The following is a 25604-nucleotide window of genomic DNA, read 5'->3' as shown; positions in this document are numbered from 1 at the left end:
GCTGTCAATACGCCGCGCGCGCCCCGGCGGGTGAGGGCTGCCTACAGGGTGATTTCGTCGAGCTTTCCGGAGGCGACGTCGAAGACGAACCCACGCAATGAGGTGGTCGCGGTGATGAAGGGGTTGGCCGTGATCCGCCGCAGCGACTGCCGGACGTCCTCGGCCGGGTCCGGAAACGCCTCGGCCGACCACGTCGGGCGGATGCCCGTCTCCTCCAGGATGGAGCGCTTGAAGTCGTCGTCGGTAAAGGTCAGCATTCCGCAGTCGGTGTGGTGAATGAGGATGATCTCGCGGGTGCCCAGCAACCGCTGACTGATCGCCAGCGAGCGGATGACGTCCTCGGAGACCACACCACCGGCGTTGCGGATGGTGTGCGCTTCACCCTCGTTGATCCCGAGCACCCGGTAGACATCGAGGCGGGCGTCCATGCAGGCGACGATCGCGACGTGCTTGCTCGGCGGCATCGGCAGCGGGCCCTGGAAGGTCTTGGCGTATTCGGCGTTGTTCGCCAAGTAGTCATCGGTGACGGTCACGAGTGTTCTCCCTCTGTCGCGGTGCAGCGGAGCCTAGTGAACGAACGCCGGGATTTCACGGGTAAAAATCACGCGATAATCCTCTGCCGCCAACGCCTACTCCGACGCCGGCCTCTACCCTTTTGGCCATGACGCGGTTTCTGGCCGGCCGGGCACTGAACTACCTGGTACTGCTGGGCCTCGCCTCGTTCCTGACGTTCTGCCTGACGTCGTTGGCCTTCGCGCCGCTGGACAGCCTCATGCAACGCAACCCGCGCCCACCGCAGGCCGTGATCGACGCCAAGGCCGCCGAACTGGGCTTGGACAAGCCGATTCCGCTGCGCTACGCGAACTGGGCCAGCCATGCCGTGCGCGGCGATTTCGGCGTCACGGTCACCGGGCAACCGGTATCCGGGGAACTGGGCCGGCGGGTCGGGGTCAGCCTGCGACTGCTGGTCGTCGGTTCGCTGGCCGGCACGGCGATCGGTGTGGTGGCCGGCGCGTGGGGGGCGGTGCGCCAATACCGCCTCTCGGACCGGGCCATCACCATGGCGGCGCTGTTGGTGCTGTCGGTGCCCACGTTCGTACTGGCCAACCTGGTGATCCTCAGCGCCCTGCGCGTGAACTGGGCGCTGGGCGCCCAACTGTTCGACTACACCGGGGAGACCTCCCCCGGCTTGGTCACCGGTTTCTGGCCCGGCCTGGCCGACCGGCTCCAGCACCTGGTGTTGCCGTCGCTGACCCTGGCGCTGGGCGCGGCAGCCAGCTTCAGCCGCTACCAACGCAACGCGATGCTCGACGTGCTCGGCCAGGACTTCATCCGCACCGCACGGGCCAAGGGCCTGACCCGCCGGCGCGCCCTGTTCAAACACGGACTGCGCACCGCGCTGATCCCGATGGCAACACTGTTCGCCTATGGGGTGGCCGGCCTGGTCACCGGAGCGGTGTTCGTCGAGAAGATCTTCGGCTGGCACGGCATGGGTGAATGGGTGGTGCAGGGCGTGGCGACCCAGGACACCAACATCGTCGCCGCCATCACGGTGTTCTCCGGTGCGGTGGTGCTGCTGGCCGGCCTGCTCTCCGACGTCATCTACGCGATGCTCGACCCGCGGGTGCGGGTGTCATGACCGACGTTGAATTCACCTCGCGGCGCACTCTGGTGCTACGCCGGTTCCTGCGCAGCCGTACCGCGGTAGGCGCCCTGGTGCTGTTGGCGGCGATGTTCGTCGGCTGCTACACCCTGCCGGGTCTACTGCCCTACTCCTACACCGACCTCGACTACGACGCCCTGCTGGTTCCGCCGGGCGCTCGACACTGGTTGGGCACCAACGGCTTAGGACAAGACCTGTTGGCCCAGATCCTGCGCGGCATGCAGAAGTCAATGCTGATCGGGGTGTGCGTGGCGCTGATCTCCACCCTGATCGCCGCGACAGTGGGCGCCATCTCGGGGTATTTCGGCGGCTGGCGCGACCGGGTGCTGATGTGGCTGGTCGACCTGCTGCTGGTGGTCCCGGCATTCATCCTGATCGCGATCATCACCCCGCGCACCAAGAACAGCGGCAACATCGCCTTGCTGGTACTGCTGCTGGCCGGATTCAGCTGGATGATCAGCGCCCGCATGGTGCGTGGGCTGACGATGAGCCTGCGGGAGCGGGAATTCATCCGGGCCGCACGGTACATGGGCGTCTCCAGCCGGCGGATCATCGTCGACCATGTGGTGCCCAATGTGGCGTCCATCCTGATCATTGACACGGCACTCAACGTCGCGATGGCGATCCTGGCTGAAACGGGCTTGAGCTTCCTGGGTTTCGGCATCCAACCGCCCGATGTCTCGCTGGGCACGCTGATCGCCGACGGCACCGCGTCGGCCATCACCTTCCCGTGGGTGTTCCTGTTCCCGGCCGGGGTGCTGATCACGATCCTGGTGTGCGCCAACCTCGCCGGCGACGGCCTGCGCGACGCCCTGGATCCCGACGCCGCCACCCTGCGGGGCCACCGGTGAGCCCGCTGTTGGAGGTCTCCGACCTGGCAGTGACGTTCGGTTCCGGTGCCGGGGCGGTGCACGCCGTACGCGGCGTCAGCTACCACGTGGACGCCGGCGAAGTGGTGGCGATGGTCGGCGAGTCCGGCTCCGGAAAGTCCGCGGCGGCCATGGCCGTGATGGGGCTGCTGCCCGAGCACGCGCAGGTGTCGGGCTCGGTGCGGTTGAACGGAACGCAGCTGATCGGGTTGGGCGATGCCGCTATGTCGAAGTTCCGCGGCGCCTCGATCGGCATGGTGTTCCAGGACCCGATGTCGGCACTGACACCGGTCTACACCGTGGGCGATCAGATCGCCGAGGCCATCGAGGTGCACCAGCCTCGGGTGAGCCGCGCCGCGGCGCGCCGGCGTGCGGTCGAGCTGCTGGAGCTAGTCGGGATCAATCGGCCCGAGCAGCGAGCGCGGGCGTTTCCGCATGAGCTCTCCGGTGGGGAGCGGCAGCGCGTGGTGATCGCGATCGCGATCGCCTGCGACCCCGACCTGCTGATCTGCGACGAGCCCACCACCGCCCTGGACGTCACCGTGCAGGCCCAGATCCTCGATGTCCTCAAGACCGCGCGTGACGTGACCGGCGCAGGGGTGCTGATCATCACCCACGATCTGGGCGTGGTCGCGGAATTCGCCGACCGCGCACTGGTGATGTACGCCGGCCGGGTCGTGGAGGCCGCACCGGTGGAGGTCCTCTACCGAGACCGGCGGATGCCCTACACCGTCGGCCTGCTGGGATCGGTGCCGCGCCTGGACGCCCGGCAGGGCACCCGACTGGTGCCGATTCCGGGTGCCCCGCCGTCATTGACCGCGGGGGTGGACGCGCGTTGTCCGTTCGCCCCGCGCTGCCCGTTGGCCGCCGACGACTGCCTGGTGACTGAGCCCGATCTGCTCAGCGTCGCGGACAACCATTCGGCGGCGTGCATTCACACCGATCAGGTGGCCGGGCGCAGCGCCGCCGACATCTATGGCGTGCACACCGACGTGGCGGCCGTGGCCTCCGGCGAGTCCCCCACCGTGCTGCGGGTCCGCGACCTGGTGAAGACCTTCCCGCTGACCAAGGGCATGCTGCGACGGCGGGCGGGCGAGGTGCGCGCTGTGTCTGGGGTGAGTTTTGATGTGCAGCAGGGCCGCACCCTGGCGATCGTGGGCGAGTCGGGTTCGGGCAAATCCACCACCTTGCACCAAATCCTGGAGTTGGCCCCACCGCAGGCCGGGTCGATCGAGGTGCTGGGATCCGATGTCGCCGGGTTGACGCGAGACGGCAGACGCGCCCTGCGTCGTGACCTGCAGGTGGTGTTTCAGGATCCGGTGGCTTCCCTAGATCCCCGGCTTCCGGTCTTCGATCTGCTGGCCGAACCGCTGCGCGCCAATGGTTTCGACAAAGCCGCCATTCATGCCCGCGTCGCGGAACTTCTGGAGCTGGTCGGCCTGCGGCGCGGCGACGCGCTGCGCTACCCCTCGGAGTTCTCCGGCGGACAGAAGCAGCGGATCGGTATCGCCCGCGCCTTGGCGTTGCAGCCGAAGATCCTGGCGCTCGACGAGCCGGTCTCTGCCCTGGACGTGTCGATCCAGGCCGGGATCATCAACCTGCTGCTGGATCTGCAGCAGCAGCTCGGGCTGTCGTATCTGTTTGTGTCGCATGATCTATCGGTGGTCAAACACCTGGCGCACCGGGTCGCGGTGATGCTCGCCGGGGAGATCGTCGAGCAGGGCGACGCCGACCAGGTGTTCGGCGATCCGCAACACGACTACACCCGGCGCCTGTTGGCCGCTGTTCCGCAACCGGTGGTGAATTCATGACCCCTTCTCCGTTGACTCCGCGCTCACCAGGCAGTTTTGCGAAAAGGTCGCCTGGTGGACGCAGAGTCAACGGGGTGGTGGCCGGGCTCGTGGCGCTGAGCTTGGCGCTGAGCGGTTGCACCGCCGTCGACATCACCGCACCCGAGGGCACCGCCGCGGTCGGGACCGCCAACGACATCAACCCGCAGAATCCCGCGAACCTGCGCGACGGCGGCAACCTGCGGCTGTCGATGACGCAATTCCCGCCCAACTTCAATCCACTCCACATCGACGGCAACCTGGCCGAGAACGCCGCCATGCTCAAAGCCACCATGCCGCGGGCATTCACCATCGGAGCAGACGGCTCGGCGACCGTGGACACCGACTACTTCACCAGTGTTGAGCTGACCGGTACCAACCCGCAGGTCGTCACCTACACGATCAACCCGAAAGCGGTGTGGAGCGACGGCACCCCGCTGAGCTGGAAAGACATCGCCAGCCAGATCCACGCCACCAGTGGGGTCGACAACAAGTACGCGATCGCAACGACCAACGGTGCCGAGCGGGTGGCCTCAGTCACCCGCGGCGTCGACGACCGCCAGGCCGTCATGCGCTTCGCCAAGCCCTATGCGGAGTGGCGCGGCATGTTCGCGGGCAACTCGATGCTGCTGCCGGCCAGCATGACCTCGGACCCGGACACCTTCAACAAAGCTCAGCTGAGCAGACCAGGCCCCTCCGCCGGGCCGTTCGTACTCTCGACCCTGGATCGCACCAGCCAACGGATCACCTTGGTGCGCAACCCCGCATGGTGGGGCAGGCAGGCGAAGCTGGACACCATCACCTATCTGGTGCTCGACGAGGCCGCCCGGATGCCGGCGTTGCAGAACCAGACCATCGACGCCACCGGGGTGGCCACCCTGGACCAGTTGACGATCGCGCGGCGCACCGAAGGCATTGCGATCCGCCGCGCTCCGACCCCGGCCTGGAGCCACTTCACCTTCAACGGGGCACCCGGCGCCCTGCTGTCCGACAAAGCGCTGCGGCTAGCGGTGATGCGCGGTATCGACCGGGCAACGATCGCCAGGGTCACCCAACGCGGCCTGACCGCCGACCCGGTGCCGCTGAACAACCACATCTATGTCGCCGGTCAGGAGGGCTACCAGGACAACAGTGCGGTCGTGGCCTACGACCCCGAGCGTGCGGCCCGGGAACTCGATGAACTCGGCTGGACCCTGCACGGCAAGTTCCGGGAAAAAGACGGTCGCCCCTTGGTGATCCGGCACCTGTTCTACGACGCGTCGAGCACCCGGCAGTACGCCCAGGTTGCTCAACACAACCTGGCCCAGATCGGGGTGAAACTGCAGTTGGACGCCAAGGCCGGCGGCGGCTTCTTCACCGACTACGTCAACGTCGGCGACTTCGACATCGCCCAATTCAGCTGGGTCGGTGATGCATTCCCACTGGCCGGGCTGAACCAGATCTCCGCCTCCTACGGCGAGGCCAACTTCGGCAAGATCGGCAGCCCAGCGATCGACGCCAAGATCGAAGAGACCTTGGAAGCGCTCGACCCGGCGGTCGCGCGGGCCCGGGCCAACGAGGTCGACACGCTGCTGTGGGCCGAGGGCTTCAGCCTGCCGCTGATTCAGACCACCGGAAACGTGGCCGTGCGCAGCTCGCTGGCCAATTTCGGGGCGCCGGGGCTGGCCGACCTGGACTACACCGTGATCGGGTTCATGAAGGACTGACCCCCTGGATGCACCCCCCGCTCCAATGCAAGGGAAAACCCTGTATCCCTGCGGCCTCAGCAGAATTTAGGGTTCGGGTAAGGGTCTGCTTGACCTGGTAGCGGAGATTTCAGGATCCCAGGGGGCATTCGCGATGGTCACTCATCAGCAGTCTGGCAAGGACAAGGCAACGCGACGTGACTCCCGTATCGCCGGAGCGGCCACGGCGGTGGGCACGTTCTTGGCTTTAGGGTTGGTGCCGGCCACGGCACCGCATGCCGGGGCCGACGGATTCGATTGGCTGACCGACCTGTTCGACCCCACGATCAGTGCAGGATCCGACCTGGACACGAGCGGTGCCTCAGACTTCACGGCGGGATTCGATCCGGCCAACTGGGGCCTGGACGCCATGTTCGAGCAGCTGATCTACACGCCACTGCACACCGGTGTTGAAGACTGGATCACCAGCGATGCCGGCGTGCAGATCGCCGGATTCCTCAATGGCCTCACCGGCACATACCTGATCGGGAACGGCGTCGACGGCACCGCGGAGCATCCCGATGGTGGCGACGGCGGACTCCTGCTCGGCGACGGCGGTGACGGCTTCGGCAGCGGCGGCAGCGGCGGCAATGCGGGCTGGTTGTTCGGCAATGGCGGCAACGCCGGAGATGCGGCCGACGGCGAAAGCAGCTTCGTGCTCCGCGACGACGGCTACGCCTCCGCCGGCATGATGGCCCTGGCCACCACCCCCGTCAACGGCTCACCGGGAAGTGGCGGCAACGCCGCATTCCTGTTCGGCAACGGCGGCACCGGCACCAGCGGCGGCAACGGTCAATTCGGCGGTAACGGTGGCGCCGGCGGCAGGGGCGGCGACGGCGGCTTCTTCTGGGGCAACGGCGGTAACGGCGGAACCGGCGGCACGGGCGGCGCCGGCGTTGCCGACTATCACGGCGGGGCCGGCGGCAATGGCGGTACGGGCGGTACGGGCGGAACCGGCGGCACCGGCGGGTTGTTGTTCAGCAATGGCGGCCGAGGCGGTGCGGGCGGAACCGGGGGCATCGGAGCCGACGGTCAGGACAGCACGAACCGCTATCTCTACGGCGACGGCGGTACCGGTGGCACCGGCGGAACCGGGGGCGACGGCGGGCTCGGCGGCAGGGCCGGCACGTTGTTCGGCGCCGACGGTAAGGGTGGCACCGGCGGAACCGGGGGCGCGGGCGGCGACGGCGGCGACGGCGGCACCGATGCGATCGGTGGTAACGGCGGCAGCGGCGGCACCGGCGGTAGGGCCGGTGACTACGGCGACGTGGGCGGCGCCGGCGGGCGAGGCGGGGACGGCGGTTCGGCGAATTGGATTGCCGGCAGCGGCGGCATGGGCGGCCAGGGCGGCCTGGGCAACCTCACCGGCGGCCTCGGCGGGCACGGCGGCGACGGCGGCACGTCGCGCACTGATGACTACGGGATGGCCGGCAGCGGCGGAGGCGGCGGCATCGGGGGAAATGCCTACGCCGCAAACGGGGTCGGTGGTGCCGGCGGCCACGGCGGCGACGCCGGCAAGGCTCTCGGCGCCCACGGGCTCGGCGGGAACGGCGGCTGGGGCGGTTGGGGCGGCACCGGCGGCATCACCGGAACAGGTTCGACGGGCGGGGTCGGCGGCGACGGCGGCAGCGGGGGCGTCGGAAGTATCAGTGGCTTCGGCGGTGGCGGCGGCATCGGGGGTGGCGGTACCTCGACCGGCGGCGCCGGCGGTCACGGTGGAACCGGCGGTGCGCACCTCATCAGCGCCGGCACCGATACGACCCCGGCCAGGCACGGCGGCGCGGGTGGTGACGGCGGTGCCGGCGGGCATGCCAGTAACGGCGGTATCGCCGGCGGCGGTGGTGGCGGCGGTGGTGGCGGCATGAGCGAGGGGGGTTACGGCAACGCCGGCGGTATCGGCGGCCGGGGTGGTGCAGGCGGCGACGGCGGCGATGCCTCCGGTGTCGGCAGCCTCGGAGGCCGGGGCGGGATGGGCGGTTACGGCGGGCCCGGAGGTGGCACCGCAGGCTCCGGTGGCTCCGGTGGCTCCGGTGGCACCGGTGGGGCCGGCGGCGACGGTGGTGATGCCAGTGGCGGCGGCTCGGGCGGTGTCGGCGGCGCGGGCGGGCTGGGCGGCACGGCATCCAGCTACGGTGCATCGGGCGGCGCAGGTGGCCCCGGTGGCAATGGCGGCCCCTCCGGGGACAAGTACGGCTACGGCGGCTCCGGTGGCATTGGTGGCACCGGAGGCTCTGGTGGCTACAACGGTCCCGGGGGGCCCGGGGGTGCCGGCGGTGACGGAACTACCAGCGGTCCGGGCGCGAACGGTTCACCCGGAACCAACGGCTAGTGGCCCGCCGGGGGCCGGCGCTCAGGCGCTCAGGTCGATGCGGTGCGCATTGCTGACGCTGCCGTAGCGATCGGGGCTGCAGGTCAACACGATCACCTGACCTTGTGAGCCGACCGCGTCGAACACCGCGCCCATCTTCTCCAGTCGGTCCGGGTCGGTGAAGCCGAGCGCGTCGTCGATCACCACCGGGACGCTGTCTTCCTTGGCCACCAGGGCAGCACCGGCCAGTCGGGTCAGGATGCCCAGCTGTTCCTTCGCGCCGCCGGACAGCGACTCGTAGGGGACGGTGCGTCCACCGAGGGTCCGGGTGCAGATCTTCAGGTCGGTGTCGACGTCGACTTCGAAGTCGGCGCCAAACACGTGCGTGCCCAGCCGCTGAATTTCGGCGCGGAAAGGCTCGACGTAGCGTCGGCGGGTGTCGTCGCGGTGGCGGATCATCGTCGACCGCAGCAGCGCCGCCGCGCGGGCCCGGCGCCCGATCCGATCGTGTTCAGCAGCGGCGTGTTCCCGCGCGGTCTGCGCCGCGTCGAGCTGGCCGCGCCGCCCCTGGGTGCCGAACACGGCGAGCTCGACCTCCACCTCGTGCAGCGCGCGGGAGGCCTCGGCGTGCCGGGCCTTCAGCTCCTGCGCCACGGTGTGCGCTGCGGCGAGTTCGGCGTCGATCGCCTCGGGAGCGGCGGCGCCCAGCTGCTCGGACAGCTCGGACACCCGCTGCTCGGCACTGCGCAGTGCCTGCGCGTTGGTGTCGGCGGCAGCCGTCAGCTCGTCGTCGCCGAGCGTCGCCCGCTGTGCGGCCAGGCGCTGGTTGACTGCCTCCAGCTCAACACGCTGCGCTGCCCCCTTCTCGCGCAGCAGCGTCAGCCGGGTGGCGCCCTCGGTACGACGGGCCATGGCCTCCTGGGCGGCTCGGCGCAGGGCTTCGCAATCGGTGGTGGCCTGCGCTAGCAGCGCCTCGGCCTCGTCACGGTCGGCGCGGGCCTGCTCCGGTGTGGACTCGGTGGAGATCTCGCCAAGCTCGCCCCGCAACCGCGTCAACCGCGCGCGCAACGCCTCGATCTCGTCAGTACCGCGCAGCGCTGCCAGGGTGGCGGCCAACTGGTCGCGGCCGCCCTGCAGTTCGCGGCGCCGCTGGTGGGCGTGGCGCGCCTGCGCCAGATCAGGCACGCCTGCCGCCGCCAGTGCATCGGCAAGCTCGGCTTGTGCCGCAGCATGTTTGACGCTGGCCTCCCGCGCACTGTCGCCGGGGCGGACGCTCACCCGCAGTATTCCGGGAAGCTCGACCTCAAGTCCGTCGGTGACGGTGGCCGACCAGCTCTGGCCGGCGGGCAGCGCCGTGGGTTCGCCGGCGATGACCAGATCGATGTCGGCGACCGCGGCGAGTTCCAAGGTCGCCGAGATCGCGGCCAGCGACGCCTCAGCCCGGTCACACGCCGACGCCGCCTCTTCGACCCGCCGCAGCATCGGCTCGGTCACGCTGATGCGTGCCAGTTCAGCCGCTGCCTCGGCGAGCTGAACTTCGGTGGCATCAAGCCGGGCAATCCGGTCAGCGAGCCGATCTGCCTCCTCGCGAGCTGCGAGTTGATCGACAACGCGGCGCGCGGATGCGGCACTTTTTGTGGCAGCGTCCACGGTTTGCTCGGCGGCAGCCGCTGCGGCGTCTGCGGCGGTGGCTTCGGTGTCCACGGTGGCCTGTGCCTGGGCGACGCCGTCGATTTCGTTGTCCAGCAGGGTAATCGCGGCCGCCCGGGAGCCGAGTTCGTCGCGCTGCCGCTGTCGCTCGCCCTGGGCGCTGTCGGTCGCGGCAGCGGTGGCTCTGGCCGCGGTGGCCACCAGCTGCGCATCACGAAGCTGGCCGCGTAGCTCCATGATCGCGACGCTGGCGGCCTGTGCCGCGTTGTAACGGGCGTCCGCGGCGGCCTGCTCTCCGGTCAGCCCGGCCAACTGATCGGATAACTCGGCATGCCGGTGCACCCGGTCATCTACCTCGGCGAGCAGATCGGCACACCGTGCCACCTCCGCCTCCGCGGCGGCCAGCGCGGCGATGGCGCCGGCCCACTCCCCGGTGGGGCGTCCGGTCCCGGTGAAGTAGCGCGCGTACTCGGCATCGATGCGCTCGATGAGAACGGGCTCGGCGCCACTGAGGGTGGCGGTATCACCGGCTGCGACGTCCAGGGCTCGCGACAGCGCATCGCATCCGGAGAGGTCGACCGCGGCCGTCGACGATGCCTGCAGCACCCGTTGGGCCTGCCACAGGCCGGTGTCCATGGTCTCGTCCAGCATGGCGCGGACCCGCTCGTGCGCCTCGTCACCGGTGAACTGCTCGCGGCGCGGTTCTAGAACCGTCAACTGCGTCCGGGGGGCCTTGTGGAAGCGCTTGTGGTAGACGAAACGGTAAGGGCCGGTGCTGATCTCGGCGGTGACCTCAGCGCCGACGTCGGCGAACGTGGGCTTGACCTGTTTGACGTCCTTCTTGGCGGAACGGTCCTTGGACTCCAGCAACAGGTCCAGCGCCTCGATCATCGAAGATTTGCCGATCTCGTTGGCGCCGGACACCACCACCACGCCGTAGTCGGGAAAGTCGATCTCCCGGTGCGCCACGCCGCGGTAGTTCGTGAGAACCAACCGGTGCAGTCTCATGCCACGCCCCGATCGACCAGGCGCAACAACAAGGCCAGCGCGGCGTGGGCGTCGTCGGCGGCGCCGGCGTCGGCATCGCGGGCGGTGGCGACCAGTTCCTCGACCGCGTCCGCGGCGAAACCGCCTATCCCAAGGTCGGAGAATTCTCCGTCTTCGGGAACGACCACCAGGTGGGTATGACGTTTCCAGGTCCCCACCCAGGCGAACAGGCGCGAGTAGCGGTCCAGGCAGACGTCGAGCGCCGCCCGGTCGGTGACGCTGAGCGAACCCGTCAGCGCCAGCTGGACCACCGTGCGCTCCTTGTCCGGCAGCTGGTCGAGGTTGATGTCCAGATCAGTAACGTCACGACCGGTGTCGAGCTGGCGGTGCAACGTCACGAAGCGCCAGCGCCCGACGTGACGGGCGTCGACCTGCACGGCACCGTCGGCCTCGTCGATGTCGACCACGAGCACGTGGCCGGGGTCGGATTCGATGTCGTCGAAGTTGGTGACTTCCGGCGAACCGGAGTACCAGATTCGGCCCGTCTCGCCCACCTGGGCGCGAGAGTGCTTGTCGCCCAGGGCAACGTAATGAATTGCGCCGCGAGACAGGGCGTCCTGCAGGCTGGCCAGCCGAATCAGCGCGGGATTTCCCGGATCGGGGTCCAGTGCGTCGACGCCGCCGTGGGCGACCAAGATCCGGATAGTGCCATCGGCCGGCAGCTCCTCGAGCGCGGCCGCCGCCAGGTCGGCGGTCGGGCGCTTGGACCGCCACGGTGCGGCGACGATCTCCAGACCCGGGCGCACCCGGTGCACTCCGGCGGCGTCGAGCACGATCACGTTGTCGGGACATTCGGCCGTGAACAGCGCACTGGTGTAGACCGACGCGGCATCGAGGGGATCGTGGTTCCCGGGCAGCAGATAGACCGGGATCCCGATGGTGCGCATGGCTTCCAGGGATTGGCTGATGACTTCGGGGGCCAGTTGGTTGTCCTCGAACACGTCACCTGCGACCACCACGAACTCCGCGCCGGTCTGCTTGGCCAACTCCCCCAGTCCGGCAACTGCGTCACGCCGCGCGGCCGAATAGCGTGGCTGGGCGTCGCCGGCCAGGAAGTGCCGGGTCATGCCGAGCTGCCAATCGGCGGTGTGCACGAAACGCATGTCGGATCTGTCCCTTTCCGCCGGGCCGTCGGCCGGGCATCGCGAGTGTATGGCCGGTCACCGACAAGCCCGCGGACCTCGATCGGCACGTCCGCGAGACTGAACCACCGGTCCAACCCGTGCGCCACATCCGACACTTCAGCACCGCGGACGGGGGCATTGGCGCTGCCATAGCCTTGCTGGATGAGCACCCACCGCACCCTGATCCTGCTTCGGCACGCCAAGTCGGACTACCCGCCCGGGGCCGTCGACCACGACCGCCCGCTGGCTCCGCGCGGCATCCGCGAGGCGGGGCTGGCCGGCGAGTGGCTGCGTGCCCACGCACCGGCCATCGATGCGGTGCTGTGTTCGACCGCCACCCGCACCCGGCAGACCTACGCGCAAACCGCGCTGACCGCCCCGGTGCGCTACGTCGACGATCTCTATGACGCGATGCCCGGAAACGTGATCACCACGATCAACACCGTTGCCGCCGACGTCGACACGCTGCTGGTGATCGGCCATGAGCCGGCGATGTCAAGCGTCGCCCTGGGCCTGGCCGGCCATGGTACCGACGCAGCCGTGGCCCAACAGATCTCAGAGAAGTATCCGACGTCGGGAATCGCCGTGCTCCATGTCCCCTGCGGTTGGGCGGACGTACAGCTGGGATCAGCCGCGCTGGTCGACTTCTGCGTGCCGAGATGAGCGTGACTCCTTGCCCCCTCTCCCCTGACGGCCGCAGATTGCAGTGAGGGTCGTGGTTCCCGGGGGAACCACGACCCTCACTGCAATATCAGCGACACAGGAGCGGCCTCAGATCATCGCCCGCAATGCCGGAGACCCCTCCACTCCCATGGCGGTGAGGGCGCTGGAATGGTAGATCGTCCCGGGTGTCTGGATGGCGTGGCCCAAGCCAACGTGGGCGTCGCGCCAGAACCGCTGCAGCGGGTTGTTGCGGCGGGCGGCGTTGCCGCCGGAGCGGGCGAAGATCGCGTCGGCGGCGGCCACCGCCCGCCACGCGCAGCGAATCTGATTACGCCGCACCATGGATCGGTCTTCGAAGCTGATCTCCTTGCCGGCGTCAGCGAGGTCATACATCCGGCTGATGCCGTCCAGCAGTTGCACGCGCGAGGCGGCGATCTCCGCGGCAGCCTCGGAGATCGCGTACAGCACGTACGGGTCGTCCTTGATCTTGGTGCCGGTGGCGGCCACCCTATCCCGCTGGTAGTCCAGGTGCGCGGCCAGCGCCCCCTCGGTGATCCCGATCAGTGCCGAGGTGATCCCCAGCGGGAACATGGTCCAGAACGGCAGCTTGTACACAGTCTCATCGCGACCTGCCGCCGCCGCGGCGCTGACGCCGGAGGCGACGTGTTCGAAGTCGATGGTGCGGTATTCGGGGATGAAGGCGCCGTCGACGACGATGTCCTTGCTTCCGGTGCCGGACAGGCCGATGACGTCCCAGGAGTCCTCGACGATGGTGTAGTCGGCGCGCGGCAGGACGACGTGCAAGACCTTGGGTGGCGTGGTCTCCGCGACGCGCGCCCCCAGGAAGATCCAGCTGCAGTGATCGGTTCCCGAGGAGAAGTTCCAACGCCCGGTCAACCGGTAGCCGCCCTCGACGGGGGTCGCGATTCCCTGCGCCGCATACGGTGAGGCGATCCAGGTGTCGGGGTTCTCGGCCCAGATCTCGGCTTGCAGGCGCCGGTCCATGAGTGCCATCTCCCAGGGGTGCACTCCCCCGACGCCGCACACCCAACCCGTGGAACCGCAGTGCTTGGCTACCTCCATGACGGCCTCGGCGAAGTCGCGGGGGTGGGCGGCGTACCCGCCGAAGTCGGTCGGCTGCAGCATCCTCATCACACCGGCCTGGCGAATCAGGTCCACTGACTGCTCGGAGAGCTTGCCGAGGCGCTCGCTGTCCTCGGCCGTGTCGGCGAGCTGGGCGGCGATCCGCTCGACGCGTTCGACTACTTCATGTGCCATAACCGGCACCTCCTGACTAGACCGCGACGACGGGGTATCGCGCGCTGGTGTCGGTACCGTACCTCCGATTTGACCAAATGGTCAATCCATATGGTCAAACCATTTGTGCAATCGCGCTGGAGGTGGATAACCTGCACGGATGGGCAACCGTGAGGATCTGCTGGAAGGCGCCAAGCGCTGCCTCGTCGAGCGCGGCTGGGCCAACACGACAGTGCGCGACATCGCCGCGGCGGCCGGCGTCAGCCATGCCGCCATCGGCTATCACTTCGGCAGCCGTGAACGGCTCCTGGTACAGGCGCTGCTCGAAGAGCTCGACGAACTCGACTCGCGCATGGCGCCCGATGGACAACCCGCGACTGCCGTGGACCGGTGGCAGGCGGTGCTGGAGTCCTTCAGCACCGACAAGGCGCTGTGGACCTCGCACCTGGAAGCGATCGTGCAGGCCCAGCGAAACGACGAACTGCGCGCCCGCCTCGCCGAAGGCCAGCAACGCGCACGCGCCGAGATGGGTGGTTCTGTGGCACTGGCGGTGGTCCTGGGCATGATGGTCCAGTCACTGATCGACCCCGACAGCACCCCCACGGCGGCGGAAGCGGTCGCCGAGCTGCGCGAGCTGGCCGGCCCCAGCGCACGAGCCGCGGCCAGCGTAGAACGCGTTGCAAAACATACTTAGGCGTCGCGTTCGCCCGCATCAGGATTGCCCCTATTGAGCGTCTTCAGCTCCGGCCCGAAGTAGCGCACGACAAATGCGGTCTATTTGCCATTCCCCACACTCGCCACAAAGGCGTCATGCCCGAATTAGATACCGTCCGTCGCGTAATTTATATGCCTCGCAGAAGTGCGGGATTGCCGCCACCTCAGCGGGCGACGCGGAGCCCCCGCCGCTCAGCGATGGTGCTCAGCGAGTCGTTGATCCGTTCGCAGCTGTCGACCAGGTTGAGCATCTGCTCGGGCTCGAGTTGGTCGAGATAGTGCACGCGAACACCCTGCGCGTAGGTCTCCATGACCGCATGCAGGCGCTTGTGGCCCTCGCTGGTGATCCGGGGCAGAATGCCACGCGGGTCGCCCCGGGTGGGGCTCCTGGTGATCCAGCCCTGCGCTTCGAGGCGGCGGATCTGAGTGGACAACTGACCTTGCGATACCCGAAGCGCTTCGGCTAGGGCACACAATCGGTGCGCCCGCCGATTCGGCTTGCTGAGCAGCTCCAGCAACAGCACGTCGCGAATCGAAAGATCATGCGCGCCCTTGAGGCAGATATTCACCGTTGCAACAAGGTTGAGCGAACAATCGAGGAACTGCTTCCAGCAGTCCTGCTCAAGACCATTCAGCCCGGGCAGCGCCGGCATCGCCTGAAGATCGTGTATCTCGTCCACGGCCTGCGATGTTATCGAATAACGAGTTCAAAAAACGGCGAACACGCGTCAATTCGGAAACCCCGCCCGGGATTGACCCTGATGAGAATCGCCGCCGCAAATCCGCCTCGGCGAGTCAGCGCAGTTCAGAACGATAATCCCGCTATTGGAACAAAGCCCGGACGCCGAGAAATTTCGTTCAAAAGGAAACTAATCAGCGTCGTTCGTCAGGAGTTGGTCGCGAGCGTCAGTTCCATCAGCTTGACCGCCTGCTCACACGCATCGATCCCTGGCGCCTGCGGATTCACCCACCAGCCGACCACACCGGCGGCGTCACTGGCGACCCCGCACGAGCCATTGGGGTCCGACGGCCGCATCACGATCGACGGCACGCCCACGATGGACTTGGTCTCGATCTGGTATTTCAGGAACTCGGCGACCTTGCGCTCGTTGTCCAGGCTGCCCTGCTCGAACCAGAACCGGGTGATGTCGATCAGGCCGGCCGGGTTGGCCGCCTGCCAGCGGCAGATGGCCCCGACAAAGGTGCTCTGGATGTCGAGCGGATCCGCGCCCACCGTCTTGGCCAGGATGTCGGTGGTCAGCACCTCGCACTCCTTGAGGAGGTTCGGGTACTGCCGCTGGGAGTTGTCGTTGCGCTTGGTGTCGCCCGCACCGGCCTTGACCGCGGTACCGCCTACCTCACGGGAGCAGGCCGTCGGCGCGATCAGCACCGCCAGTGCGGCGAGCCCAGCCAGAACCCGGCGGCTCATTTCGAGTTCGCAATCGACTGGCGAGTCAGCTCTTTGGCGACGTCGCAGGGATCCGGGAACGGCTTCTGGGCGAAGCTCACCGACCACTCGATGAAGTCATCTTTGAATTGGATGCCGACCTCACACAGGTTGTCGCCCATGGTCGGGGCGGTGCCGATCGCGATGAAACCGCTGTGGCCGTCGATGTTGATGTCCTCCACGGAAGTCCGCGACACCTCTTCGGTCTTGCGCTCACGACCGATGGGGCTGCCGCGATACCAGGAGAAGGAGAAGTGCGGGCCCATGATCCCGCCGCGCAGCAGCCACTGGCAGCCGACCGAGTTCTGGGCGGTGCTGACCAGGCCGGCCACTCGAGTCAGATTGGCCATGGTCTCGTCGCTGATCCCGCCGCACACCGGAAACGACGGTCCATGATTGCTCTGCTCGGCCGTCGGCGACGCGGACTGGGTACCGGACTGCGCTTCGGGCGAGCCGGAGTCGGAACATCCACCGACCATGGGAATCACGGCAGCGGCCACCAGGGCCGGGACCGTCAGTTTGAGCCGCACACGATGCACTGTAGCGGCACCACCGCCGCTCAACCACGCGGCAGCGGTGACCAGTCTGTTTGTGTCGCCGCGTGTCGCCACAGCAACGCCGGTGCCGTACGGGTATGCGACAGTAGGCCCCATGCTTCTGGCGCTGCTGCGCTGCTATCTCCAGCCCTACCGCCGGCCCGTCGCGGCGGTGATGGCGCTGCAACTGATCAGCACGCTCGCATCGCTGTATCTGCCCACCGTCAACGCCACGATCATCGACGACGGCGTGGTCCGCGGCGACACGGCGATCATCATCCGGCTCGGTGCGGTGATGCTCGGCGTGACCGGCCTACAGATGCTGTGCGCGGTGGCCGCGGTCTACTTCGGCGCACGCGCCGGGACCGGATTCGGACGCGATCTACGCCGCGCGGTGTTCGCCCGAGTCATCGGGTTCTCCGAACGCGAGACCACCCGCTTTGGCGCGCCGACCCTGCTGACTCGCACGACCAACGACGTCCGCCAGATCCAGCTGGTGGTGCAACTGGGCGCCAACACGCTGGTCGCCGCTCCGATCATGTGCATCGGCGGTGTGGTGATGGCGGTGCACCAGGACGCGGGGCTGGCTTGGCTGTTGGCGGTCAGCGTGCCACTGCTGGCGCTGGCCAACTATTTGATCGTGTCGCGGATGCTGCCGCTGTTTCGCCGCATGCAGATGCTGATCGACAACATCGGCCGCGTGCTGCGCGACCAGCTCACCGGCATCCGGGTGATCCGCGCCTTCGCCCGCGAACCCCACGAGCGCGAACGTTTCGGCCAGGCCAACGCCGCCCTGTCGGACGCCTCGCTGACGGTCGGAAAACTACAGGTGTTGATGCTGCCGGCCACCACGCTGATCATCAACGCCTCCAGCGTGGCGCTGATCTGGTTCGGCGCCTTGCGCATCGACGCCGGACAGATGCAGGTGGGTTCGCTGATCGCGTTCCTGTCCTACTTCATGCAGATCCTGATGTCGGTACTGATGGCCACCATGGTGCTGGCAATCCTGCCGCGCGCCGCGGTCTGCGCCGAGCGGATCACCGAGGTGCTGTCCACCGAGCCGAGCATCGGCGCCCCGGCTCGGCCGCTGGCACCGGCGTCGCGTACCGGCGAGGTCGCGCTCCGCGGCGTCGGCTTCCGCTACCCCGGGGCCGACCGATCCGTCCTGCACGATGTCTCACTGACTGCGCTCCCCGGCACCACGACCGCGGTGGTGGGATCCACCGGGTCGGGCAAGTCCACACTGATGTCGCTGATCTGCCGGCTGCGCGACGTGACCGCAGGCGCGGTGCTCATCGACGGCGTGAATGTGCGCGACCGCGACCCAGAGGAGTTGTGGTCGGGAATCGGGCTGGTGCCTCAGCGCGGCTACCTGTTCTCCGGCACGGTGGCCGACAACCTGCGCTACGGCGCCCCGGCGGGCGTGACGGTCAGCGACGAGCAGATGTGGGCGGCGCTGCAGGTGGCCGCCGCCGACGACTTCGTGGCGGCCCACCCGGATGGACTGGCGATGCCCGTGGCACAGGGCGGTATCAACCTGTCCGGCGGGCAGCGCCAACGACTGGCCATCGCACGGGCGGTGATCCGGCGGCCCTCGATCTACCTGTTCGACGACGCATTCTCGGCCCTGGACACCCGCACCGACGCCGCCGTGCGCGCCGCCCTGCGCGACGCCGCCGCAGACGCGACGGTGATCATCGTGGCGCAGCGCATCTCGACCGTCCTGCAGGCAGACCAGGTGGTCGTCCTCGACGACGGACGGGTGGTGGGCACCGGCACCCACCAGCAGTTGCTGGCGCAGTGCCCCACCTATGCCGAGTTCGCCGAATCCCAGTCGGTGACAACCGGGGCCGGTAGCTCGTGACGGCCCCGGCACCGGCGACGCGCGCCGGGAACTTCTGGCCCACCGCACTGCGCCTGGCCCGCCGGATGGGCCCCCAGCGCAGGCTCGTCGCGGCCGTCATCAGCCTCTCGGTAGGCGGTATCGCACTGGGTGTGGCCGGACCGCGCATCCTCGGTCACGCCACCGACCTGGTGTTCAACGGAATCATCGGCCGCGGCCTGCCCGCCGGGATCAGCAAGCAGCAGGCCGTCGACGCCGCCCGTGCCGCGGGCCGGGACACCTACGCCGAGATGCTGGCGCGCATGAACGTGGTTCCCGGCGTCGGAATCGACTTCGGCGCGGTGGCACGCACGCTGACGCTGGCGATGGCCCTGTATCTGGTTGCGGCGCTGATGATCTGGACACAGGCCCGGATACTCAACGTGATCCTGCAGCGCACCATGCGGGCGTTACGCAGCGACGTCGAAGACAAGCTGCACCGGCTGCCGCTGCGCTACTTCGACACCCAGCGGCGCGGCGAACTGCTGAGCCGGGTCACCAACGATGTCGACAACACCGCAACGTCGGTGTCGATGACGGTCAGCCAACTGTTCTCCTCGGTGCTGACCGTACTGGTGGTGCTGGCGATGATGCTGCAGATCTCGCCACTACTGGCCGCGATCACCGTGGCCGGCGTACCGGTGACCCTGCTAGCGGTCCGATCGATCACCCGGCGCTCACAACGGCTGTTCGCCGCGCAATGGGCCGCCACCGGACAACTCGGCGCTCACCTGGAGGAGACCTACAGCGGTTTCACCCTGGTACGCACCTTCGGACACCGTGACTGGGCGCAGCAACGATTCGACGAATGCAATGACGAGCTCTACCGGGCCGGATTCGGAGCCCAGTTCTTCTCGGGGCTGATCGCACCGGCGACCGGACTGATCGCCAACCTCGGCTACGTCGCCGTCGCGGTGATCGGCGGGATCCAGGTCGCCACCGGGCAGATCACCCTGGGCAGCATTCAGGCGTTCATCGCCTACGTCCGCCAGTTCAACCAACCGCTGGGAAATCTGGCGTCGATGTTCAACTCGTTGCAGTCCGGGGCCGCCAGCGCCGAGCGAGTGTTCGCCTTCCTCGACGAGCCCGAAGAGTCTGCCGGCCCACCTAGGCCATTTGAGGCATCCAGGGGTCGAGTCGAGTTTCGCGACGTCAGCTTCGGCTACCGGCCCGACATGCCCGTAATCGACGACTTGTCGTTGAACGTCGCGCCGGGCAGCACGGTGGCGATCGTCGGGCCGACCGGAGCCGGCAAGACCACCCTGGTCAACCTGCTGATGCGGTTCTACGACGTGGACCGCGGGCAGATCCTGATCGACGGCACCGACATCGCCGCAGTGGAGCGGGGCGCGCTGCGTTCCTCGATCGGGATGGTGCTGCAAGACACCTGGCTGTTCACCGGAACGATTGCCGACAACATCGGATACGGCCGCCCGGACGCCAGCCACGACGAGATCGTCGAGGCCGCCCGCGCCGCACATGTCGACCCCTTCGTACGCACTCTGCCCGACGGCTACGCCACCCGGGTCAATGACGACGGCGGGGCCATCAGTGCCGGCGAGAAGCAGCTGATCACGATCGCGCGGGCGTTTCTGGCCCGCCCACAGCTGCTCATCCTCGACGAAGCGACCAGTTCGGTGGACACCCGCACCGAACTGTTGATCCAGCGCGCAATGCGGGAATTACGCCAGGGACGAACCAGTTTCATCATCGCCCACCGCCTGTCGACCATCCGCGACGCCGACCTGATCCTGGTGATGCAGGCCGGCCGGATTGTGGAACAGGGCACCCATGCCGAACTGCTGGCCCGCCGCGGGGCCTACTGGGCGATGGCCGAAAGCAGCTGAGGCCGGCTACGGGCCGTCGTCGTCGTCGCTGTCCTGCAGCAGCCTCTCGGGGTGGTGGTAGTGGTTGGTGCGGGGTTGGCCTCTGTCGAGGTGTGGTGGGGGCAGGGTTTGGCTGGTGCCGTCGTTGCGCTTGTGGGTTCTCCAGCCGTGTGTGGTGATGAGTTGGTGGTGGGGGCCGCAGCGCAGGGTGAGGTCGGTGATGTCGGTGCGGCGGGTTTTCGCGTAGTCGGTGTCATGGTGGACTTCGCAGAGGTAGCCGGGGATCGGGCAACCGGGGTGGGAACAGCCGCGCTCTTTGGCATACAACACGATCCGCTGGCCGGGGTTGGCCAACCGTTTGGTGTGGAACAGGGCCAACTCTTGGGCGCCCTGATAGATGCGTAGGTAGTGGTGGGCATGGCTTGCCATCGCGATGACGTCGCGCATGGGGAGCCAGGTACCGCCGCCGGTGTGGGCTTTGCCGGTGCCATTCTCCAGGTCGGCCAGGGTGGTCGAGACGATGATGGTGGCCGGTAAGCCGTTGTGTTGACCGAGGTTTCCCGTAGCGAGCAGGGCCCGACCCATGGCGGTGAGGGCGTCGTGGTTGCGCTGGCCGGCGTTGCGGGTGTCGGTGTCGATCTGGGCTTGTGTGGGTGTGCCACTGGTGCAGGGGGTGGCATCGGCCGGGTTGCACATGCCGGGGGCGGCCCAGCGGGCTAGGACCGCATCGAGGGTGGCGCGGGCTTGGGGGTCGAGGAATCCTTTGATGGGGCTCATGCCGTCACGGCCTTGGGGGCCGAGCAGGATCCCGCGGCGTTGGGCGCGGTCGTCGTCGGAGTGGTTGCCGTCGGGGTGCAGGTGGTCGGCTAACCGTGTTGCGAGTTTCGCGAGTTCATCGGGGCGACAGGTGGTACCGAGTGCGGTGAGGTGTTGTTCGGCTTGGGCCAAAGTCCCGGGGTCGATATCGGTGGGCAGGTAGTGAAAGAAGGAGCGGATCACCGCGATGTGACCCGCCCCGATCCGCCCGTCGCGTTGGGCGGTGGCGACGGCGGGCCGTACCGGTGGCAGGGGTTCGCCGGTCAGGGTGCGACGGTCACCGAGTTCGGCAGCCTCAGCGATACGCCGCCCGGCCTCACCGCGAGCGATGTGCAATTCGTCGGCGAGCACCCAGCGGGGTTTGCCGCCCAATTCACCCGGGTCGGTGGCGGCGAGCCGGTTGACCAGCGGGTGCTCCACCGCGGGAAGCCGCCGCCGTAGCTTCTCGCAGCGGCGCAGCAGGGCCAGACATTCCCGCGGTGTCAGGGAATCGAAGTCCAGATCCAACGCCCGATCCAGGTCAGCCGACAGCGCGTCGAAGGCTTCGACGACCTCTTCACGACCGCTCGAACGCATGTGCCAATACTAGCGCCGACCACCGACACGTCGCAGAACTCATCCACAACCAAAACCACAGTGAAACAAGTGAATACAGTGACAGATGGAAGCGGACAATCAGCCGCAATCTCCATTGCCGACCGGCCGTCACGGGCGTACATTCGACAGTGAAGCAGGCTCGGACATGACAAGTATCCGAAGAGCTGGACATCTGGGTGAAAGCCAGCCGCGCAGGACGTGTAGACGCTCCCACGTCAGTCCGGGCCTGCCCCAATGTCTGGGTGCTGCGTTCCCTGATCAGATCCTGAAATGCAGCACGTCGGCCAGGGGACGCCGTGGCGTCGGCGCCGGGAGGGTCTCCAAAGCCGGCACGCCACCGATGCGAATCAGTATCTGCGGCAAATCATCTCCGCCTACCAGCCCGGCCAACAACGCTCGACCTGCGGGCACCTCGGTCAGGTGGGTAACCGGGCAGGTAGCCAACCCGGCCATCGTGCATTCCAGTAGCACCGCCGAGAGTGCCTCGCCGCAGGCCAGCGCATCCCCTGGCTCGTCACTTGCGGTGGACAGCAGAACGATCCGCGAGTGGTCGTCACCGACCTCGAGACGTCGCTCCCGATTGTGGGTGACCGGGAAAGTCCGGCCGATGTCCACCCGGTCGCTTTCGGCGGCCGAGACCAGCGCACTCTCGGGAATCCCATCGGACACCTCGAACGGCGCAGTCCACCAACTGAGTTCGGCGTGGTACGCCGAGTCGTAGAGACGGAGGGCGTCGGCCAACTCGGAAGCCTCGGCGATCTTCGCGCGCAGTTCATCGCCGACCATGTAGAGGCTCACCGGATCTTCGATGACGCCTTTGAGCACCGTCTCGACGGGGATCCAATTGCTCGGCGCCATGAACGGCAGCCGATCAGTGCGCCGCGCCAGAATCGCGTTGGCACGATGACGCTGCATGTCAGTGACACGCTCGCTGGCGGTGAAGCCGATCGTGGCCAGATACTCGGGCTGCTCGGCATCCGGGAACCGCTCGACCTCGGCCGTCCACCCGGCCGCGGCCATCGCCACCCTCAGGTGATCGAGCACCGCACCGCAGCTGATCAGCGCCTCCCGCGCCGACTGGTCACCGTGCACCGCACGATTGGGGTCAAGGTGCAGGTCGAGCCGACCACCATGGGCCACCCACCGCCATGGCTGGCTGTTGTGCAGGGACGGCGCTCGGCAGGCCAGTCGCACTGCATCGGTGAGGACCTCGGCGTCCACGATCGTTCCCAACATCAGCCACCTCCAACGGGTTTGTCGCCTTCAGGCTCCCAGCCCGGGCCCGGCCGCAACAGGGGCCGTTGGTCCCCAGTTCCTGCGATAGCTCAGGAGTCGGCGCTGGTTCGGACGCGGAACAGGCTCACCTCGGCTTTGATGCCCTTAAGGTGGCGTGCCCCCGCGAATGACCAGCGGAAGGCACCGGAATCCTCCAGCGCGACCCGCACCGGCTCAGCGACCAGCACCGTTCCCGGCCGGGCCACCCCGGTTATCCGGCTGGCCAGATTGACCGGACTGCCGAACCAGTCCCCGACCCGGCTCACCGCCTCACCGGCGGCGATTCCGGCACGAAGTCGCGGCAGGCTCTCGTCGGCCTGAGCCGCCTCGACCAACCGCAACACCGCGTCGACCAGCGGCTCGGGATCCGGGCAGACGAACATCACCGCGTCGCCGATGGTCTTGATGAATCGGACTGGTGGAACTGCGATCTCGCGTGCCAGCAACGTCAGTCGCTCGGCGAGCTGAACCAGCTCCTCGGGCGGAACCATCTCACCTAGCCGGGTGAAGCCGACCAGGTCAGCAAACGCGACGACGATCTGCCGCGCCCCGGGCAGCGGTGTGCCGGCCGCGCGTTCGCCGGCGGTGATCGCGTCGATGTCCAGCTGGTGGCGCAGCTGCAACATCAGCATGTCGTCCACGAATGAGCCCAGCAACGGCGCCAGGCGCCCCACCAGTTCCTGGGAACGCTGCGCGATCTGCAGCTCGGTGATACCCGGCTCGCCGACGGCCGACAACACCGTGAAACGCATGAACTCCGCCGCGTGCGCCAGCCCGTCGGCCAGGACGCGGGCGGTTTGCAGAGCCTGCTCGGCATCAATACCCGCCTCGACGAATCGGCGCGCATGCTCGGCGATGCTGGCATCGGCACGCATCTGCACCGGGGAATCCGGATCTTCCACCCACGGCAGCCCGACCGCCCGCTGCAGGCGCTGCAACTGGTCCAAGTCGACGCCGGTCGATGCGCTGATCTCCCGAGCCGAGACATAGGTGCCGTCGTCACCGACCAGGCGACGCGACGCCAGCAACATCGGTGAGACGTTGCGGCGGATCTCCTCGACGGTGATGCCCTGTCCCAGCAGCCATTCGATCAGTTCGGCACGCTCGGCACGCGCGGTGCCGTCCAGCCCCTCCAACAAGTCCGCGATCTCGGGGTCTGCCACGTCCCCAACGTATATCGCGCAGACTGTCGGAGTGGACGAAGCCTTCGATGCGTTGACCCCGGATCAGCTGCGCGCACGCAACACCATCAAGTGGAGTCAGTTCGGCCCGGACGTGCTGCCGCTGTGGATAGCCGAGATGGACTTCCCCACCGCGCCCGCGGTGCTGGACGGAGTGCGAGCCTGCGTGGCCAACGAGGAATTCGGCTACCCCGCGCTGAGCTCCGATGCGCTGCCCACCGCACTCGCACAGTGGTGCCTACGCCGCTACGGCTGGCCGGTCCAGCCTCAGTGGGTGCGGGTGGTGCCCGACGTCCTCAAGGGCATGGAAGTCGTCATCGAGTTCCTCACCCGCCCGGAGAGCCCGGTAGTCCTGCCGGTGCCGGCCTACATGCCGTTCTTCGACCTGCTGACCGTCACCGGGCGCCAGCGTGTGGAGATCCCGATGACACAGCAGGCGTCGGGACGCTACCTGATGGATTTGGAAGCCCTGGACGCGGCGTTCGCCGCAGGTGCGGGATCGCTGATCCTGTGCAACCCGAACAACCCGCTGGGTACCGCCTTCACCGCCCAAGAGATCAGTGCGATCGTCGACATTGCTGCGCGGCACGGCGCCCGGGTCATCGCCGACGAGATCCATGCCCCACTGGTCTACGACCGGCCGCACGTCGCAGCTGCCTCGGTGTCCCCCGCCGCCGCCGACACCGTGATCACCCTGATGTCGGCTTCCAAGGGCTGGAACCTGCCCGGGCTGATGTGCGCCCAGGTGATCTTGTCCAATCCACGCGACATCGAGGCATGGCGCAGGATCAACCTGCTGCACACCATGGGGGCATCCACCGTCGGGATCAGCGCCAACCTGGCGGCCTACCGCAACGGCGGGCCCTGGCTGGATGCTCTCCTGCGCTATCTGCGGGCCAATCGAGACCACCTGAGCCAGGCGCTGCCCGAAGCCGTCCCGGGACTGCGGGTCACCCACCCGGAGGCCACCTACCTGGCCTGGGTCGACTTCCGGGAGCTGGGTCTGGTGGCCGAGCCGGCTGAGATCCTGCTGACAGACGCGCGGGTGGCGCTGAGCCCCGGCATCCCCTTCGGCGGCGGGCCCGGTTTCGCCCGGCTGAATTTCGCTACCACTCGGGCCATCCTGGACCGGGCGATCGAAGCAATGGCCGGTGCGCTGAATACCTAGCGGGGTCCTACCGGGAACCCGCGGCGGC

Annotated in this window: 20 protein-coding genes; 10 read left to right on the top strand and 10 right to left on the bottom strand. The window is 68.0% G+C overall.

The window, feature by feature from the left end:
• Positions 1-41: 41 nt before the first annotated feature.
• Positions 42-533 carry a beta-class carbonic anhydrase gene (locus tag G6N09_RS14255; protein WP_083027859.1) on the bottom strand — a complete coding sequence of 164 codons (492 nt, stop codon included), beginning with the start codon at positions 531-533 and terminating at the stop codon, positions 42-44.
• 128 nt (positions 534-661) lie between these two features.
• On the opposite strand from G6N09_RS14255, the gene G6N09_RS14250 reads away from it, so the two are divergent.
• From G6N09_RS14250 to G6N09_RS20350, 5 genes are all read left to right on the top strand, one after another.
• Positions 662-1639, top strand: coding sequence for an oligopeptide ABC transporter permease OppB (locus G6N09_RS14250; RefSeq protein ID WP_083027860.1), 978 nt, complete (start codon positions 662-664; stop codon positions 1637-1639).
• A complete protein-coding gene (locus G6N09_RS14245; RefSeq protein WP_083027861.1) occupies positions 1636-2514 on the top strand; it encodes an oligopeptide ABC transporter permease OppC in 879 nt (292 codons plus the stop codon). The genes G6N09_RS14250 and G6N09_RS14245 overlap by 4 nt, the downstream gene beginning before the upstream one ends.
• Positions 2511-4343 (top strand): oligopeptide ABC transporter ATP-binding protein OppD, encoded by a 1833-nt coding sequence (locus G6N09_RS14240; protein WP_083027862.1) that lies wholly within the window; start codon positions 2511-2513, stop codon positions 4341-4343. Before G6N09_RS14245 ends, G6N09_RS14240 begins: the two co-directional genes overlap by 4 nt.
• Entirely contained in the window at positions 4340-6067 is a 1728-nt protein-coding gene (locus tag G6N09_RS14235) for an oligopeptide ABC transporter substrate-binding protein OppA (protein ID WP_407662614.1), read from the top strand. The genes G6N09_RS14240 and G6N09_RS14235 overlap by 4 nt, the downstream gene beginning before the upstream one ends.
• 133 nt (positions 6068-6200) lie before the next feature.
• Positions 6201-8414: a hypothetical protein gene (locus tag G6N09_RS20350; protein WP_197745881.1), complete on the top strand. Its 2214-nt coding sequence runs from the start codon at positions 6201-6203 to the stop codon at positions 8412-8414.
• Between the two features lie 21 nt (positions 8415-8435).
• On the opposite strand, the gene G6N09_RS14225 is transcribed toward G6N09_RS20350, so the two are convergent.
• Positions 8436-11051 carry an AAA family ATPase gene (locus G6N09_RS14225; RefSeq protein WP_083027864.1) on the bottom strand — a complete coding sequence of 872 codons (2616 nt, stop codon included), beginning with the start codon at positions 11049-11051 and terminating at the stop codon, positions 8436-8438.
• Positions 11048-12193, bottom strand: a complete 1146-nt coding sequence (locus G6N09_RS14220) for a metallophosphoesterase family protein (RefSeq protein WP_083027865.1) — start codon at positions 12191-12193, stop codon at positions 11048-11050. The genes G6N09_RS14225 and G6N09_RS14220 overlap by 4 nt, the downstream gene beginning before the upstream one ends.
• Before the next feature lie 183 nt (positions 12194-12376).
• Between G6N09_RS14220 and G6N09_RS14215 the strand changes: the two genes are divergently transcribed.
• Entirely contained in the window at positions 12377-12877 is a 501-nt protein-coding gene (locus G6N09_RS14215) for a SixA phosphatase family protein (protein WP_083027866.1), read from the top strand.
• A gap of 108 nt (positions 12878-12985) precedes the next feature.
• Here G6N09_RS14215 and G6N09_RS14210 read toward each other — a convergent pair whose 3' ends face one another.
• Positions 12986-14155, bottom strand: coding sequence for an acyl-CoA dehydrogenase family protein (locus G6N09_RS14210; protein ID WP_083027870.1), 1170 nt, complete (start codon positions 14153-14155; stop codon positions 12986-12988).
• 139 nt (positions 14156-14294) lie between these two features.
• Between G6N09_RS14210 and G6N09_RS14205 the strand changes: the two genes are divergently transcribed.
• Positions 14295-14828 carry a TetR family transcriptional regulator gene (locus G6N09_RS14205; RefSeq protein ID WP_083027871.1) on the top strand — a complete coding sequence of 178 codons (534 nt, stop codon included), beginning with the start codon at positions 14295-14297 and terminating at the stop codon, positions 14826-14828.
• A 184-nt stretch (positions 14829-15012) separates the two neighbouring features.
• Here the strand turns inward: G6N09_RS14205 and G6N09_RS14200 are convergent, their stop codons facing one another.
• The 3 genes from G6N09_RS14200 to G6N09_RS14190 form a co-directional block, all read right to left on the bottom strand.
• Positions 15013-15528 carry a MarR family winged helix-turn-helix transcriptional regulator gene (locus G6N09_RS14200; RefSeq protein ID WP_234807115.1) on the bottom strand — a complete coding sequence of 172 codons (516 nt, stop codon included), beginning with the start codon at positions 15526-15528 and terminating at the stop codon, positions 15013-15015.
• A 206-nt stretch (positions 15529-15734) separates the two neighbouring features.
• Positions 15735-16277, bottom strand: a complete 543-nt coding sequence (locus tag G6N09_RS14195; RefSeq protein WP_083027872.1) for a DUF3558 domain-containing protein — start codon at positions 16275-16277, stop codon at positions 15735-15737.
• Complete coding sequence (locus G6N09_RS14190) at positions 16274-16774, bottom strand: DUF3558 domain-containing protein (protein ID WP_083027897.1); 501 nt, start codon at positions 16772-16774, stop codon at positions 16274-16276. Before G6N09_RS14190 ends, G6N09_RS14195 begins: the two co-directional genes overlap by 4 nt.
• A gap of 172 nt (positions 16775-16946) precedes the next feature.
• On the opposite strand from G6N09_RS14190, the gene G6N09_RS14185 reads away from it, so the two are divergent.
• Together G6N09_RS14185 and G6N09_RS14180 are read left to right on the top strand one after the other, a co-directional pair.
• Positions 16947-18695, top strand: a complete 1749-nt coding sequence (locus G6N09_RS14185) for an ABC transporter ATP-binding protein (protein ID WP_083027873.1) — start codon at positions 16947-16949, stop codon at positions 18693-18695.
• On the top strand, positions 18692-20560 hold the full coding sequence (locus tag G6N09_RS14180; RefSeq protein ID WP_170309971.1) for an ABC transporter ATP-binding protein: 1869 nt from the start codon (positions 18692-18694) through the stop codon (positions 20558-20560). Before G6N09_RS14185 ends, G6N09_RS14180 begins: the two co-directional genes overlap by 4 nt.
• A 6-nt stretch (positions 20561-20566) precedes the next feature.
• Here the strand turns inward: G6N09_RS14180 and G6N09_RS14175 are convergent, their stop codons facing one another.
• The 3 genes from G6N09_RS14175 to G6N09_RS14165 all read right to left on the bottom strand — a co-directional run bounded on the left by G6N09_RS14175 (position 20567) and on the right by G6N09_RS14165 (position 24390).
• Complete coding sequence (locus tag G6N09_RS14175) at positions 20567-21931, bottom strand: HNH endonuclease signature motif containing protein (RefSeq protein ID WP_083027874.1); 1365 nt, start codon at positions 21929-21931, stop codon at positions 20567-20569.
• Between the two features lie 279 nt (positions 21932-22210).
• Entirely contained in the window at positions 22211-23188 is a 978-nt protein-coding gene (locus G6N09_RS14170) for an Acg family FMN-binding oxidoreductase (RefSeq protein WP_083027875.1), read from the bottom strand.
• Between the two features lie 89 nt (positions 23189-23277).
• On the bottom strand, positions 23278-24390 hold the full coding sequence (locus G6N09_RS14165; protein ID WP_179959839.1) for an adenylate/guanylate cyclase domain-containing protein: 1113 nt from the start codon (positions 24388-24390) through the stop codon (positions 23278-23280).
• A gap of 31 nt (positions 24391-24421) precedes the next feature.
• Between G6N09_RS14165 and G6N09_RS14160 the strand changes: the two genes are divergently transcribed.
• The gene (locus G6N09_RS14160) at positions 24422-25576 is read left to right on the top strand and encodes a MalY/PatB family protein (protein WP_109559031.1); all 1155 of its coding nucleotides are present in this window, start codon (positions 24422-24424) and stop codon (positions 25574-25576) included.
• The last annotated feature ends 28 nt before the right edge of the window (positions 25577-25604 follow it).

The sequence above is a fragment of the Mycolicibacter minnesotensis genome (assembly GCF_010731755.1).
Classification (GTDB): Bacteria; Actinomycetota; Actinomycetes; order Mycobacteriales; family Mycobacteriaceae; genus Mycobacterium; species Mycobacterium minnesotense.
This window is presented reverse-complemented; position numbering and strand designations above follow the sequence as displayed.

What these genes read in the sequence shown, in the direction of transcription:
- G6N09_RS14250 (WP_083027860.1), top strand. Translation starts at nt 662, where the DNA reads ATGACGCGGTTTCTGGCCGGCCGGGCACTGAACTACCTGGTACTGCTG.
- G6N09_RS14245 (WP_083027861.1), top strand. Translation starts at nt 1,636, where the DNA reads ATGACCGACGTTGAATTCACCTCGCGGCGCACTCTGGTGCTACGCCGG.
- G6N09_RS14235 (WP_407662614.1), top strand. Translation starts at nt 4,340, where the DNA reads ATGACCCCTTCTCCGTTGACTCCGCGCTCACCAGGCAGTTTTGCGAAA.
- G6N09_RS20350 (WP_197745881.1), top strand. Translation starts at nt 6,201, where the DNA reads ATGGTCACTCATCAGCAGTCTGGCAAGGACAAGGCAACGCGACGTGAC.
- G6N09_RS14225 (WP_083027864.1), bottom strand. Translation starts at nt 11,051, where the DNA reads ATGAGACTGCACCGGTTGGTTCTCACGAACTACCGCGGCGTGGCGCAC.
- G6N09_RS14220 (WP_083027865.1), bottom strand. Translation starts at nt 12,193, where the DNA reads ATGCGTTTCGTGCACACCGCCGATTGGCAGCTCGGCATGACCCGGCAC.
- G6N09_RS14215 (WP_083027866.1), top strand. Translation starts at nt 12,377, where the DNA reads ATGAGCACCCACCGCACCCTGATCCTGCTTCGGCACGCCAAGTCGGAC.
- G6N09_RS14210 (WP_083027870.1), bottom strand. Translation starts at nt 14,155, where the DNA reads ATGGCACATGAAGTAGTCGAACGCGTCGAGCGGATCGCCGCCCAGCTC.
- G6N09_RS14205 (WP_083027871.1), top strand. Translation starts at nt 14,295, where the DNA reads ATGGGCAACCGTGAGGATCTGCTGGAAGGCGCCAAGCGCTGCCTCGTC.
- G6N09_RS14195 (WP_083027872.1), bottom strand. Translation starts at nt 16,277, where the DNA reads ATGAGCCGCCGGGTTCTGGCTGGGCTCGCCGCACTGGCGGTGCTGATC.
- G6N09_RS14190 (WP_083027897.1), bottom strand. Translation starts at nt 16,774, where the DNA reads ATGGTCGGTGGATGTTCCGACTCCGGCTCGCCCGAAGCGCAGTCCGGT.
- G6N09_RS14185 (WP_083027873.1), top strand. Translation starts at nt 16,947, where the DNA reads ATGCTTCTGGCGCTGCTGCGCTGCTATCTCCAGCCCTACCGCCGGCCC.
- G6N09_RS14175 (WP_083027874.1), bottom strand. Translation starts at nt 21,931, where the DNA reads ATGCGTTCGAGCGGTCGTGAAGAGGTCGTCGAAGCCTTCGACGCGCTG.
- G6N09_RS14170 (WP_083027875.1), bottom strand. Translation starts at nt 23,188, where the DNA reads ATGTTGGGAACGATCGTGGACGCCGAGGTCCTCACCGATGCAGTGCGA.